We start from the raw sequence: 14060 nt of genomic DNA on the forward strand, positions 1-14060 counted from the left end.
CTATCGACCCGCCGGCAAATCCGAAGGTCAACTTTCACGATTGGCGAGCAGGTATAATACAGCCATTCGGACCGCGACCCCATTTTCGACCTGTTGCAAGATGATACTTTCATGACCATCAGCCACATCGCTGTCGAGCTCTACCCCACGATTAATCGGACCAGGGTGCATAATCACGACTTTTTTACCAAGGCTTTCCAGCAGTTTCCGGCTTATCCCGTACGCAAGGTTGTACTCGCGAAGTGATGAAAACAAAGGCTGATTTTGGCGCTCGAGCTGAATACGCAAAACGTTGGCAATATCGCACCACTGCAGGGTTTCTTTTATATTGTACGATACCTTTACGCCAAATGCTTCGCTGATGTACTTAGGAATAAGGGTAGGCGGTCCGGCTACGGTAACTTCGGCGCCCAATTTTGTTAACAGGTATATATTGCTAAGGGCAACCCGGCTGTGCATGATGTCGCCTATGATTGCAATCTTTTTGCCATTAAGACTACCTCCTAAGGCTTCCTCCATCGACAGGGCATCGAGCAATGCTTGTGTAGGGTGCTCATTGATGCCGTCGCCTGCATTAATGATAGCAGCCGAAATATGCTTTGCCAAAAAATGCGGTGCACCGCTGGCACTATGCCGAAGTACCACCATATCCACCTTCATGCTAAGAATGTTATTCACCGTGTCGAGCATGGTTTCTCCCTTAGAAACGGAAGAGGCGCTGGACGTGAAATTCAAGACATCGGCACTTAACCTTTTTTCGGCAAGTTCGAAAGAAATACGGGTGCGGGTTGAGTTTTCAAAAAAAAGGTTAACGACGGTTACATCGCGAAGGGAGGGAACCTTTTTTACGGGACGTTGCAAAACTTCTTTAAACTGTTGGGCGGTATCTAATATCAACCGGATATCCTGGGGGGTGAGGTCTTTGATGCCTAAGAGGTGGTTGGTGGAAAGTTTCATCTCGGGGCGCTAAATTAGGGTAAACACGTTATAACCTTGGTGAATGGTGGCAAAATGGAATAAACTGCTGCGCTTATTCCGTAATGATTACCTGCGTCAGGGGATCTTTTTCTTTCCATTGTACAATGACCTTCTGGGTGATCAGCGCATCAATCACCTTCCCGGCATAGTCGGGCTGAATAGGCAGCTGACGGCTAAAACGGCGGTCGATCAATACACACAGTTCAACTTTTGCGGGTCTGCCAAAATCGAGTAAGGCGTCGAGGGCTGCCCTGATGGTACGACCCGTATACAATACGTCGTCAATCAGCACTACCTGTTTGTTCTCTATACTGAAGTTGATATCTGTTTTGTTGGGTACGTGCAATTGCTTACGTACGTCGTCGCGATAGAAGGTGATGTCGAGTTTGCCGTAATTAAGCTTGCCTGGAAGGATCTGCCTGCTCAGTTCACCAACAATTTTGTCGCTCAGGTATATTCCCCGTGGTTGCATACCAATGATAACGGTGTCTTCTAACCCGGGATGATTTTCCAATACCTGGTGCGCCAGGCGCTGAATGGTAAGGTTAATTTGCGGTTCAGTAAAAATGGTCTTCAAACAGAAAATTTCGCTAAAAATAGCGCATTGCCTGATATAACACAGGTGTTCTGTTCTGCCGGGTGTTCCACGGTGAATTTGATCCAACCAGTTCAGGCTAAGTTGCCGTGCACCTTACCGCATTGGCCGGGAAAATGATGACAGGCAAGCCTGGTACAACCGAAATGGGTAAATTGCCGGAACAATAGAAACAATCATGAAAAAATACCCTGCCCTATTGCTGCTGATGTTTATCTGCGGCAGTTTCAATAACAGTTATGCACAACGTACGGACAGCACAGTCGCAGACAGCCCTACAACGATTATACTCGTGCGGCATGCAGAAAAAGATACGGTGGGCGGAGACGATCCTGAGCTTTCCGCCGCGGGTAAAAAGCGGTCACAACAACTACAGGCTACGCTAAAACAGTATTTACCAGATGAGTTTTATTCCACTGCTTACAAAAGAACAAGGCAGACCTTACAGCCTTGGGCCGAAAAGGCTGGTAAAGAAATAAAAGAATACAATCCACAAAACCAGGAAGGCTTTTCGCAGGAGTTGCTAAAGCTGAGAGGCAAAACGATTGTTGTTGCCGGGCATTCCAATACGGTACCAACACTTGTAAATCTGTTGGAAGGTGCAGCAAAATACCAGCAATTGCCCGACGGCGTTTACAATAAGATCTATATCGTTACAGTAAGGGGAAAAGCAGTAACGGACAGGGTGATTGAATACTAATCCTAAATTCAAAAGCTCCGTTTACTTAGCAGTCGAGACTTAGTTCAAAAAAAGTTAGACCCGTCTTGCAAAGATTAAGCATGCTGACCGAATTAGAGGACAACATAAAAGAGAACAGGTGCCTGGTTGGGCACCTGTTCCCTTTTAAGCAAAGTATGTTCACGTCTATTGTTTTGAAAATACCTTTTTTAATATGTCGGTTGTTCTTGCAACAGGATCTTTCCGGATCTTTTGCTCTTCGAGGCTAACCTGGTGGAATATGCCCGCAAGTGCCTTTTCCGTAACGTACGCCGTAAGGTCGGTGTTTACCTGGTTTGTGCTAAAACGATTATAGGTCGAGAACAAAGTCGTCCAATATTTGGTAGCATCCACCTTTTCCAGGGATTTCTCAATTACCGGCCTGAAGGCATTTGTAAGCTCAAGCGTTGTTTTTGATTTAAGGTAATCGGTTGCGGCAAAGTCCCCACCCTTTAATATTCCTGCAGCATCCTGGATCGTCATCTGCTTAATGGCATTGATAAATATCGGTGATGCACTTTTGGCCGCATCTTCAGCGGCCCGGTTCATAGTTAAAACCGCGTTGTCAACCTGCTTGCCAAGGCCAAGTGCGCGTAGCTTCTGTTCAACTTTCACGGCCTCTGCAGGCATTAATATCTTTACGGCAGCGTCTTTAAAAAAACCATCGACCGCCGAAAGTTTACCCGACCCTTTTTGAACACCAATGGTAAGTGCTTCCTTTAATCCGTTTGCGATTTCGTTCACCGACAATCCACCCACCTGGCTTCCGTTGCCGCCCAGCACCCTGTCGACTGCGCTTTTACCTGTACTATCCTTTCTAAAAATATTTTTAAATCCCTGGGCGTCTGCGCTGACAACCATTACGCACGCCAATAAGAATGTTACAGCTAATCTCATGATAATCATTTGGCAAGGGAAGCCAAAAACTATACCATGGAAAATGGTGATCGGTGAATATTACTTTTAACTTGCCAAACAGCCTGTTAATAATTTAGCAACATGATCAGTATCTGGGAACGTGAAGCTTTTTACAACGACGCCGATTTTGTAATTGCAGGCGCGGGGTTGTGCGGTTTATGGTGCGCGTGGGAACTGCGACAAGCCTACCCTAACGCAAAAATTACCCTACTTGAGAAAGAGCACATCAGCTGCGGTGCTTCTACCCGAAACGCCGGTTTTGCTTGTTTTGGCAGTCCGACCGAGATGCTTAACAACATTGGTTCTATGGGCGAAGATCAGATGTGGCAGGTTGTTGAAATGCGATATAGGGGAATTCAAAAAATCCGGCAGGTATTTGGCGATGCAGAAATCGACTACGATCATTGCGGCGGCTATGAATGTTTTATTGAAGTGATACAGCCCGAACACAAGATGCGCGAAGTCGTGAAACTGCTCAACAAGGGGATGAAAGGAATCACCGGATCAGCTGAAAGCTTCTCCTGGTCAAACAAAAAATTAGAACGTTTTGGGTTTCGGGGAATGGACAGTATGGTCGAAAATAGGCTTGAGGGTAGCCTGCATAGCGGTAAACTCGTGAAGGCACTGCTCCGGGCTGTTGTGGCAAGCGGGGTTCAAGTCTTATTTTCTACCGGGTTAAAAGGGTGGACATCGACAGGCGATTGGGTGCACCTGGATATAGAGCACTGCGAACTGCGGTGCCGGCAACTGCTGATTTGCACTAATGCATTGACCGGCGACCTGGCCACAAATACAAACATTATCCCGGCAAGGGGACAGGTACTGGTAACTGCTCCTGTTCCCGGTTTAGCGCTTAAGGGAACCTTTCACTTTGATGATGGCTACTACTACTTCCGCAACCTGGGCAACCGTATCCTGCTTGGTGGTGCAAGAAACAAATCCTTCGAGGAAGAATACACGCTTACAGAAGGCATCAGCAGCGTGATCCAGGATGAACTGGAGCGCTTTCTGAACAGCCATTTGCCTCGCAGGGAGCCTTATTCCATTACGGATCGGTGGAGCGGAACTATGGCCTTCACCGACGACAAAAAACCTTTTGTTCGTTCTTTAACACAAAATGTGCATGCACTTGTTGCCTGTAACGGCATGGGTGTGGCTTTAACCCCTATTATTGCCGAACAGGCAGTACAGTTGTTTAAGGTTAACTAAACGGCCGGCCAAGCCTATACTTCCTTATTTTTGAATTTATACACACGACCAATGTTTAAGCTAAGCCCTGTTTTATTTTTACTTTTAATCATAAGTTCATGTAACGATAAGGTTGACAGCCAATCAGATGACAATAACTATACGCCAACTCCCCCACCTGCCAGTATTAGCTATAACCTGCTCGGCACCCATCCCCATGATACCAGTTCATTTACCGAAGGTTTGCAATGGTACGAGGGATCGATATACGAAAGCACGGGAAACAAGGGCTTTAGTAAACTGCTTAAAATCAATCCGGGTTCAGGCAAGACTGAAAAAGAACTAAAGCTTGCAGATGAATACTTCGGCGAAGGACTAACTGTCTTGAGGGATACCATTTACCAGATGACGTGGCAGGAGAAAGTGGTACTGGTTTACGATGCAAAGACCTTTAAGCAAATAAAAACCCTCACCAACGATAACGAAGGTTGGGGCATGACAACCGATAGTACCTACCTTATTGTTACCGATGGCAGCAGTAACTTGTACTACCGCGACCCATCAACGTTCAGGTTAATCAAAACTGTTGGCGTTACCGATAATAACGGGCCTGTTTCCAACATTAATGAGTTGGAGTATGTTGACGGGTTTATTTACGCCAACCTGTGGAACACCAACTACATCGTGAAGATTGATCCGAATACGGGCAACGTTGTTGGTCGGGTAGACCTTTCTGGTATTCTCGAACAAGCAGTAAAGGAAACCCCGGATCCAAACCGGGGCAACGTGCTGAATGGCATTGCTTACAATCCCGAAACCAAAACCTTTCTTGTTACCGGCAAAAACTGGCCGGTAATGTTTGAAATGAAGTTTTAAGCGGGGTATCCTGGTTTTCAGGCGACTGGTCTCCGGGAGTTGGTGCAATCATTGTAAGGATTAACCTGCTTTTTTAATGATGTAGATTACCGAGCTGCATTTTTCGGCATCCCCGGTTGCCCGGCTATTCGATACCAGGCCGTTCCACATTGCTGCTGGCAGGTTCCCCCTACCCTTGTACCGTTCACTTAACATACTTACGTAAAAGCTGTCGAACCACATTGGCCTGGTTTCAACTACGTTAAACCCATGAGATGCCATGAGTGTTTTCATACCTGCGGGTGAAAAGTGGTAAAGGTGACGCGGAACATCGTAGGCTGCCCAAAACTCGCCGTAGTGTTTTCCATCGCTGCTGGTATAGTTCGGAACGGCAACGATCAGTGTACCATTTTCGCGCAACAGTTCACCAAATCTTGCCAGGTAACCATGCAGGTCGTGCACGTGTTCAAGAACGTGCCACATCGTAATGACATCCACGTTTGCTGATGGCAAATCATACAAAGCATCGAGTGGTTCAAGTGTAATACCATAATTATCCAACGCCTTCTTTCTGGCACTTACATCGGGCTCCAGGCCGGTTACGCTCCAGCCTGCCTTTTTCATTACCCTTGCAAACGCACCTGTACCGGCGCCTACATCTAACAGGTAACCGGTTGCTGACTGATTAACCTGGTTGACCAGCTGCTGCTTCGTTTTAAGGGTATAGTTTCGAACAAGGTGATATAAACGATTTACCAGGCCCTCCTTTGTTTCACTGTGCGAAACATAATCTTCAGACTGGTAGTATTTGCCAATGGCATTTGAATCGGGAACATGCTGGGTAAACCTGATGGTGCACCTGTTGCATTGCCAAACCTCGAACAACGTTTTGCTTACCGTAAAATCCTTACAGGTGAGTGCAGGTGCGATCAGGTTGCTCTTGCATGCCGGGCATGCGGTGTAGGTGATATGTGAAGACATGCGGGCGACAAAGAAAAGCAAAGAATTCTATAAAAATCCCGTGGGCCGTATAACAGTTTTTTCTACCATTTCATCTTTCTTTACCTTAACGCCCCGAAAGAATAATGATGAGCATTCCAGCTTTGAAGAATCAAATTAGAAAGTCAGGTTTTTACATCCCCTTCACATTGTATTTCCTGCTGTTTCTAATAGCTGGCTTTGTTGCTTATAAGTGGTTAAACAGTAACCTTCGCGAAGATGCTGATGCCTTTTCCGACATCTTCCGTTTACTGCTTACAATTGCATTAGCGTTTGCAGGTGTGCTTGTGGTGCTCGCCCTGGCTTCAGTGCTGATCTCATTTTTTTATTTCACCTGGAACAGAAAAAAAGGCAACGTGGTATTTAAAATCAGCGCCGATCATAAAGCAGGCGAACTGCAACACAAACAAACCGTCCGGCTATTTATGAAGCCGGTGATTAAACCGTTATTTGGATTTATAAAACTGCGTTTGCAGTACGACCAAAGCTACTTTTCCGATAAGTTTTCGCTTCTTGAAAACAGCAGCAGGAAATTCTTCAACAATACGCTTGAAGGAACTTATCACTGGCCACTGCCACAAATAAAGGAATACCACGTTCAAAAAGCCATATTATACTTCGAAGACGTGTTCCAGTTTTTCTCGATTGCTGTAGACCTACCGGCAAACAGCCACTTCTTTACGCAGCCATCGGGCCGAAAGATGAATGACCTTAACGTTGCTCCCAGGAAAACGGAAGAAACAAATACCCGGATCGAAGAATTGAGAAAAGTTGAAGGGGAATACCTGAACTATAAAAACTTCGAAGGAAACGATGATGTTCGAAGGATTGTTTGGAAGATTTATGCTAAAAACAAGGAGCTTGTGGTACGTATCCCGGAGATTATGGATCCGTATGCATCGCACATATACCTGTACGCTACTTTCTTCACCACGTTCAACGTTAATGGAAATGGTGCCGCCGAAGTGCCCTTTTTGAACTATTTCAAAGTTTTTACCTGGACCGTTTACCAGGATCTTGTAAAACGGGGATTTGACGTACGTTTTATTCCTGACCACGAAAAACAGGCACCAAATGTCGCCGATGAGCAGCAGGCGGTTAAATACCGGATTAGCACAAGCAAGTGGCAAACCAACAACGAACTGCGAACCTATTGCAAAACAAGCGACGCATCAGTAGTGGTTATCCATTCAATGAGCGACCCGCAACAGGTTCAGGAAATCCTGGAACGGCATGGCCGCGATATCAGCTTTGTTTTTGTAAAACTCACCGATAGCTTAAAAAGCCAGAACCCGCTTGCATGGGTGCAATGGCTCTTCGTTCAACACGAAAAAGATGATATCGAAAAGTACAGGATCGGCTGGAACATCTCGCCACTACGTGCCAGGGTCAGGCAGAATGAGCGGGTAATTGAAGAGATCATTGGCAAGTACCAGAATGCTGTGGTTTCTTAGCAAATGGGGCGAGCGAACAGCTATTAAAATTCTGCTTAACAACCACGGTTTTTTTTTGGGGACCGGCAGTATAGCTCTGATTTTACATCGTTGCCACGCTCGGTTCAAAGGTTGTTTTTCATAGCGGCAAAGTAAGACCACAATAGTGAACATCGCCATTATATAGCGTAAGAGATACGGTCAGTGCAGAACTAAGTGTTATATAAAGGGGGTAAGCCCGGTAACAATTAGGTTTGGCGACGATTGCACAAACCGTACAAACTGCATTTTTGAGGTTCTGCTTCAAAAATGCACCGAAAAAGAGAATTAATAAATGCAGGCGAAACCTGCAAACACTAAACTTGTTTCAACTTAATGCAAATAGGAAAGGTTCATAGCTGGAAAAAAGTGATCGCGCAATTGTTTTTGCTGGCATTGCCCACAATAGCGCTCGCTTTTTATTTATTATGGAACGTAAACCAGTATTATGCAGTCCTGCGTAATGAATGGTTTGTTCAGGGCTGGTATTTCGCGGCAGGCATAATTACTGCCATTATTTTTTATAGCTACCGGTTCAGGTTTGTAACCACTGCTGCCCTCTTGTTTTTATTATACTTCATTGCTTACAAATTACTGGGACGAATAACGGTGGGTGAGTTCGATGCCTTTTTTGTTTCGGTGCAGTTCCTCATATTCACTTTCCTGTTTTCCACGGCGTGGATAGCAGGTTACGGATTTTCCCGATCAAGGTACTTTACCATTTTCTGGTCTGTTTTCCTGCTGGCTATGCAGATTATCGTGGTCAGTAAAATGGTCGACATCACCGCTGCCCGGCTCATACTTGCATTCGCACCTGTGCTGGTTTATTGTTTTTACATCATCTATACTGCGGAACTCATCCGTAATATGAACGAAGATGAGCAGGGCGTAGCCTGGTTTATTACAAAACGGCTGGCCGGTTTTCTACTACTCGCGGGGCTGGTATTGCTTAGCCTGCTGCTGATTTTCCAGAAAGACTTCAAAGCAATCGAAACCGATTGGGGTGGAGTAAATGGCAAAAGCAATAATGATAAAGGCGGAAAAGAGAGCATGACAAAAGAGAACCGTGACGGTTCTATAAGCAATAAAGATCAAACCCGTTTAACAAGCTCGCTGTCGAAGGATAAGCGACTTGTTTTTGTCGCCAAACTCGACAACTACTTTACGGATGGAAAAACACCCAACCCGCTTTATTTTACTTCAACTTATTATACCCGTTTCGATACGCTTACACAAACGTTCGAAACCGACGACAAAATGCCTTACAATGATTTGTTTGCGCCAAATCCTTCCCGTATCCCGCTCTACTTTGCAAAGTCGGATTCAACAGTAATCAAAAACACGAATGCGCCACTGAACCGAAAAGTCGTAACAGCCGACGTGTACAAAGTCATCCTTTCACCCGATGAGTTTATAGCACCATCAACAGCCTTCTTTTGCCAACCGATCCCGGTTGAAAATGAATATAAAAGCCTTTACAAAAGCGCTTATAAGGCAAAGATGTGGGTTAGTGATCTGAATAGCGCCTACTTCATTTATAATCCCGCAGGAAATCAACAGCTCAGCGATTTCCAGCAAGTGCGCTTTGAGAAACTCCGCGGTGCCGGCAGTTACGATGGACTGGATAAAAAGTTTATCGATTACTTTACGTTTATGCCGCACGATGCCGAGTACAACCGTATTCGTGACCTTGCGCTCGAGATTACAAAAGACGCGAAAACAGAAGTGGACAAGATGATCGCTATCCGGGATTACTTTTTGGGAAAGGACGAATTTGGCCAGCCACTCTTTAAATACAGCGACAATCCCGGCATACCCGGACTGCCGAGTGCAAACAAGCTAAACTATTTTCTTTTTGAAAACCGGAAAGGCTATTGCGCCTATTATGCAGGTGCAACTTTGTTTTTATTGCGTGCGTTAGGTATCCCGTCGCGTATCGCAGCAGGATTCTTAACGGTCGACCGGAGCAGCAAAAACCCGGGATGGTATTGGTTTTATGCCGACCAGGCACATGCATGGGTACAGCTGTATTTTCCGGGTTACGGATGGATAGATTTCGACACTACCGTTCCTGACGCAAACACACAACAATCGCCTCAGCCGGATGGCACCCCGCCAATGAATACGCAAAAGGCTTACCTGGTTGCCGACGGCACTGCGCTTACCGTTGATACAATTGCAAAACGGGTTACGATGAAGGTGAACAAGGTGTTGTACCACGACCAAAATTTTCCCGCGACAACACCGCCTGAAGTATTGTTGGATGTATCGGTAGCAACAGTTACAAAAGACACGGGGGCAGCAAAACTTTCCGACATAAAAAAGGGTACCAATATCGTCGCGGTTTCTTACGCTGAAATTTTCAAGGATCGGACACCCGAGCCGACGGACAGTTTTGGATCAATTCTGAAAAAGATACCTGTACCCGCACCGATCGACGAAATCAAGATCATGGAAACCGAACAGGAGAAAAAGCAGAAGTCATCACTTGCATCTTCCGTATCAAAGCCGGTCGACTGGGTACGCCTGCTTTGGATATCCCTTGCGATTATCGGCGGTTTCGTTGTGGTCCTGTTCTCGTTGCCATGGTTAATCTGGCAATACCTGAATGCCAAGGCAAAAACAAGTGCGGACCCCCGTAATAAGGCGTACAACATTTACAATGCGGGAATGTATTACCTGAACCAATTGGGAATGCCACGCGATAACAAAAGTCCAACACAGTACGCCAATGAAACGGACAACCGTTTTGGAACCAGCTTCGCGGGTTTTTCAAACGTGTACCAAAAATTGAAGTACAGCAAGGTGCCTTTAACACCGGCCGAAGAAAACCTGGTTCGCGAATTTTACCCCGGCTTTATAACCGCGATCAAAGCAAGGGTACCATTTAAAACAAGGGTGAGTCGCTTCTTGAACATATACAATACGCTACACTACTTTACCAAACCAAAACTAACCTAGCATGGAACAGGAGATTCAGATCGACCAGGCACTTACGAACATTCAGCGGCTGGTCGATAACATTGAGACCGTTATCAAGGGTAAGCGTACACAAATACAATTTATACTGACCGCCCTGCTCGCAAAGGGTCATATCCTGATGGAAGATAACCCCGGTACGGGCAAAACAGTTATGGCGAAAACACTGGCCCAAAGTATCGCCGGCCGTACCCAGGATGGTGGCGTAAACTTTAAGCGGATCCAGTTTACCCCCGACCTCCTGCCAATGGACCTGATCGGCTCACACATTTTCGACGATGTTAAGAAAGAGTTCATCTTTAAAAAAGGACCGCTCTTTTGTAACGTGCTCCTTGCTGATGAGATTAATCGTGCCTCTCCGAAGGTGCAGTCTGCTTTGCTCGAGTGTATGGCCGAACACCAGATCACTATGGGCGATTCGACTTATAAACTGGAACAGTTGTTTTTTACCATTGCTACCCAAAACCCGGTTGAGATGGAAGGCACCTATCCCCTGCCCGCGGCTCAGCTGGACCGCTTTTTTATCAAGATCATATTTGGGTACGTTGACGAAGAGACTGAACTATCCATCTACAACAACTACCTCGGTATTGCAGATAACCTGGAACATATACACCAGGTTTTAAGCATGGAGGAAATCTTATTTCTTCAGTCGCAAACCGAAAAGGTCTTTATTCACGAAGAGATTGTGAAAGCGGTGCGCAACATCGTTTGGGACACCCGGCGGCATCCGGACATTGTATTGGGTGCTTCAACAAGAAGCGGGATTACTTTTTTAAAGTGCCTTAAAGCATTTGCCCTGGTAAACGGTCGCACGTTTGTTACCGAAGACGATGTACAACTAATCACCCCTGCTGTACTTGATCACAGGCTGATCTTCAGGAACCGTGACGCAAAAGCAAAAGGACTAAATGCTATACTCGACAAAGAAATGGACCGGCTTGGCAAGATGAAGATTACCGCCTAGCCGGAATGGACAATTCGTATTAATCATCCATAACAAACACAAGTCAGGCAAGAATAAACATGGGCACGCGTTATCAACTTACATTAAGGTTAATGGCATTGGTGTATGCCATTGTTGCCTGTTTCTGCAATACGGTAGTTGCCCAGCCAAATGCAGCAAAACGCTACGAAATCGATGCAAAACGAGCAGGGGTTAACCCAACTGATAAAGATGCTTTGCCAAGGAGCCGGGAGTTTATACGGCTTGACAGTACCTATTATGTAGGCTATATGTTCGAAGGCAGCTACAAAGTAGATAAAAGCAGCGATTACCTGGGTTACCGCAATGCGATACCCCCGCTGAGGAAAGCTTTTGCACTTTTTCAAAAAGACTATGGCAGGGACATGAAAACCTTGTTTAGTGCGCCCCAGGTTTACATGCAGTTTGTAAACAAGTATGCCGACCTGCTGCAAATTGCTAACAGCCTTCGGGAGTGCTACGATAACCTTGAAATGCCCGATAGTGTGATGTGGGTGTTAGACAGGATCGACAGCTACAACTTTCCGAAAAATCACCTGTTTACAACCACAACAAAAGCCTGGACATACCACCGTAACCGCTTTTTTACATCCGAAAAATTTCCCTTTCTAAAGAACTCAGTCGAAGCAAATGAGCAGATGGCTTTTGCTTACTGCTACGAGGCGTTTGCACGAATCGAGCGCAACCGTTCTGTGAACGACGTATGGTTTGGTCCTGACCAGTCTGAGTCTGACAGGCAGAATGTTTACCACTACCTTGCCCTGCTGCATTGCTATAACAAGAACTACGACAGTAGCGAATACTACTACCAGCGGATGGCGGAAGGCGGCGGGGTTTCCTGGAACAACTATGGCAACATGAAACACGAAGTGGGCAGTTTTGCGCTTGCCTACGACTTTATCAACAAGGACCGCTTTAAGTTCGGCAGCAACAAACTTTTAAAGGAGCCTTATTATTACCTCCCCATGCTCGATGTGTATGCCGGGCGTACAAAGGAAGCCATGACCACCTCTAAAGATGCCATTGAATATTCAGGTTCAACCCCGGGGTTTGGCTGGTACAACATTTCGCTGGGAAGAAGCTACCTGTACGACGGGCAACTCGATAGCGCAGAGATGGCCATCAATAAAGCCGCTGCATTTAAAGAGTTGCACATTGGCACAACACTCACCCAAAGTCAGTACGATTTTACCATCAACCTGCTGCGGTTGCAGGTAATTGAACGTAAAATGGCACTGGTGAGCTTCTTAAACAAAGGATGGTGGTATTCTCCATCTTCGTTGTACAACCTGGCTTCGTTAAAGATGGAAAAGATGATGCTGCAATATGTTCTGATCAACCAACTGTCCGCTAATCCTGAGCGCGGCCGTGTGGTATACGATCTTTTTTGCGCCGAAAGTACCACTACGTTCGATGAAGCAGCTTTCCTGATTAAAGACTTCAGCCCTGCTTTCTTCATTAAAAAATACCAGGGTTATCAGAAGAACGATAATCGCCCTAACCTTAACCGATATTTCCGGTTACTGACCTACCAGATGCAATGGCAGGATGGTGATGAAGACGATGCTATGAAAGGCTACGACGATATGATCAAAGAAGTTACGCTTGATACCAGTAACGAAAAGCTGTTTCTCGGCCGGCTGTATGAAGGTCTTGCAAAAGGCTATAGCCGAAACAAGAAAAACTTTGGATTTTACAGCAATACCTTACTTGAAGAATACCCTCAGCTACTTCCCTTTTCCGGCTTAAAAATGAACATGCTGTTAACTACCTCCGGGGTAAACGACGATAATACGCAGGATGTGCTTAAAGAATTAAGAAAGTGTAATATCCGTTGGGGCGACGATGCGGCAGTTAGCCAACCGGTTGCCGACATCAGCTTCGAGAAAAAAGGTGACAAATATGAGGTTACCATCAATGTAAACAGTGCTACCGGCAAAAACATCGTAAACGATCAAAAGATGATCTTTAAACAAACGGAAGGGGCAGGCAAAGAAATCGCCTTACGGCTATTTGGTAAAGGTGGTGCGCTGGTATACGAGAAACAGGAGGGGTCGTGAGGGAGGTTGGGTTTTGGGTATTGAGGTATTAAGGAAGAAAGTTGAAAAGTTGATTGGTTGATAAGTTGATTGGTTGAGGGTTGGTATTGAGGTATTGGGTATATGGTATTAAGGAAGAAAGTTGAAAAGTTGATCGGTTGATAAGTTGATTGGTTGGGGTTGGTATGAAGGTATTGGGTATTGTGGTATTGAGGTACTAAGGTATTAAGGAAGAAAGTTGAAAGGTTGATTGGTTGATAAGTTGATTGGTTGGGGTTGGTATGAAGGTATTGGGTATTGTGGTATTAAGGAAGAAAGTTGAAAAGTTGATTGG

11 protein-coding genes are annotated in these 14060 nt (G+C 45.6%); 7 read left to right on the forward strand and 4 right to left on the reverse strand.

What is annotated here, in order from left to right; all coding sequences use genetic code 11:
• Positions 1-27 precede the first annotated feature (27 nt).
• Together EXU57_RS04350 and pyrR are read right to left on the reverse strand one after the other, a co-directional pair.
• Positions 28-957: an aspartate carbamoyltransferase catalytic subunit gene (locus tag EXU57_RS04350; protein ID WP_133266917.1), complete on the reverse strand. Its 930-nt coding sequence runs from the start codon at positions 955-957 to the stop codon at positions 28-30.
• Positions 958-1030: 73 nt separating this feature from the next.
• Entirely contained in the window at positions 1031-1555 is a 525-nt protein-coding gene (gene pyrR / locus EXU57_RS04355; protein WP_133266918.1) for a bifunctional pyr operon transcriptional regulator/uracil phosphoribosyltransferase PyrR, read from the reverse strand.
• 196 nt (positions 1556-1751) lie between these two features.
• On the opposite strand from pyrR, the gene EXU57_RS04360 reads away from it, so the two are divergent.
• A complete protein-coding gene (locus tag EXU57_RS04360) occupies positions 1752-2273 on the forward strand; it encodes a SixA phosphatase family protein (RefSeq protein ID WP_133266919.1) in 522 nt (173 codons plus the stop codon).
• A 165-nt stretch (positions 2274-2438) separates the two neighbouring features.
• On the opposite strand, the gene EXU57_RS04365 is transcribed toward EXU57_RS04360, so the two are convergent.
• Positions 2439-3188: a DUF4197 domain-containing protein gene (locus tag EXU57_RS04365; protein ID WP_243745495.1), complete on the reverse strand. Its 750-nt coding sequence runs from the start codon at positions 3186-3188 to the stop codon at positions 2439-2441.
• A gap of 102 nt (positions 3189-3290) precedes the next feature.
• Here EXU57_RS04365 and EXU57_RS04370 point away from each other — a divergent pair, with 102 nt between their 5' ends.
• A complete protein-coding gene (locus tag EXU57_RS04370; protein WP_133266920.1) occupies positions 3291-4418 on the forward strand; it encodes an NAD(P)/FAD-dependent oxidoreductase in 1128 nt (375 codons plus the stop codon).
• A 51-nt stretch (positions 4419-4469) separates the two neighbouring features.
• The gene (locus EXU57_RS04375; RefSeq protein ID WP_133266921.1) at positions 4470-5273 is read left to right on the forward strand and encodes a glutaminyl-peptide cyclotransferase; all 804 of its coding nucleotides are present in this window, start codon (positions 4470-4472) and stop codon (positions 5271-5273) included.
• Between the two features lie 60 nt (positions 5274-5333).
• On the opposite strand, the gene EXU57_RS04380 is transcribed toward EXU57_RS04375, so the two are convergent.
• Positions 5334-6233, reverse strand: a complete 900-nt coding sequence (locus EXU57_RS04380; RefSeq protein WP_133266922.1) for a class I SAM-dependent methyltransferase — start codon at positions 6231-6233, stop codon at positions 5334-5336.
• Positions 6234-6355: 122 nt separating this feature from the next.
• Here EXU57_RS04380 and EXU57_RS04385 point away from each other — a divergent pair, with 122 nt between their 5' ends.
• The 4 genes from EXU57_RS04385 (at position 6356) to EXU57_RS04400 (ending at position 13747) form a co-directional block, all read left to right on the forward strand.
• Positions 6356-7705, forward strand: coding sequence for a hypothetical protein (locus tag EXU57_RS04385; protein WP_133266923.1), 1350 nt, complete (start codon positions 6356-6358; stop codon positions 7703-7705).
• A gap of 354 nt (positions 7706-8059) precedes the next feature.
• Positions 8060-10684 (forward strand): transglutaminase domain-containing protein, encoded by a 2625-nt coding sequence (locus tag EXU57_RS04390; protein ID WP_133266924.1) that lies wholly within the window; start codon positions 8060-8062, stop codon positions 10682-10684.
• 1 nt (position 10685) lies between these two features.
• Entirely contained in the window at positions 10686-11669 is a 984-nt protein-coding gene (locus EXU57_RS04395; protein ID WP_133266925.1) for an AAA family ATPase, read from the forward strand.
• Positions 11670-11761: 92 nt separating this feature from the next.
• A complete protein-coding gene (locus EXU57_RS04400) occupies positions 11762-13747 on the forward strand; it encodes a hypothetical protein (protein WP_165958028.1) in 1986 nt (661 codons plus the stop codon).
• Positions 13748-14060 lie beyond the last annotated feature (313 nt).

The organism is Segetibacter sp. 3557_3 (assembly GCF_004354985.1).
GTDB lineage: Bacteria > Bacteroidota > Bacteroidia > Chitinophagales > Chitinophagaceae > Segetibacter.

What these genes read in the sequence shown, in the direction of transcription:
- EXU57_RS04365 (WP_243745495.1), bottom strand. Translation starts at nt 3,188, where the DNA reads ATGAGATTAGCTGTAACATTCTTATTGGCGTGCGTAATGGTTGTCAGC.
- EXU57_RS04360 (WP_133266919.1), top strand. Translation starts at nt 1,752, where the DNA reads ATGAAAAAATACCCTGCCCTATTGCTGCTGATGTTTATCTGCGGCAGT.
- EXU57_RS04370 (WP_133266920.1), top strand. Translation starts at nt 3,291, where the DNA reads ATGATCAGTATCTGGGAACGTGAAGCTTTTTACAACGACGCCGATTTT.
- EXU57_RS04395 (WP_133266925.1), top strand. Translation starts at nt 10,686, where the DNA reads ATGGAACAGGAGATTCAGATCGACCAGGCACTTACGAACATTCAGCGG.
- EXU57_RS04390 (WP_133266924.1), top strand. Translation starts at nt 8,060, where the DNA reads ATGCAAATAGGAAAGGTTCATAGCTGGAAAAAAGTGATCGCGCAATTG.
- EXU57_RS04400 (WP_165958028.1), top strand. Translation starts at nt 11,762, where the DNA reads ATGGCATTGGTGTATGCCATTGTTGCCTGTTTCTGCAATACGGTAGTT.
- EXU57_RS04380 (WP_133266922.1), bottom strand. Translation starts at nt 6,233, where the DNA reads ATGTCTTCACATATCACCTACACCGCATGCCCGGCATGCAAGAGCAAC.
- EXU57_RS04375 (WP_133266921.1), top strand. Translation starts at nt 4,470, where the DNA reads ATGTTTAAGCTAAGCCCTGTTTTATTTTTACTTTTAATCATAAGTTCA.
- EXU57_RS04350 (WP_133266917.1), bottom strand. Translation starts at nt 957, where the DNA reads ATGAAACTTTCCACCAACCACCTCTTAGGCATCAAAGACCTCACCCCC.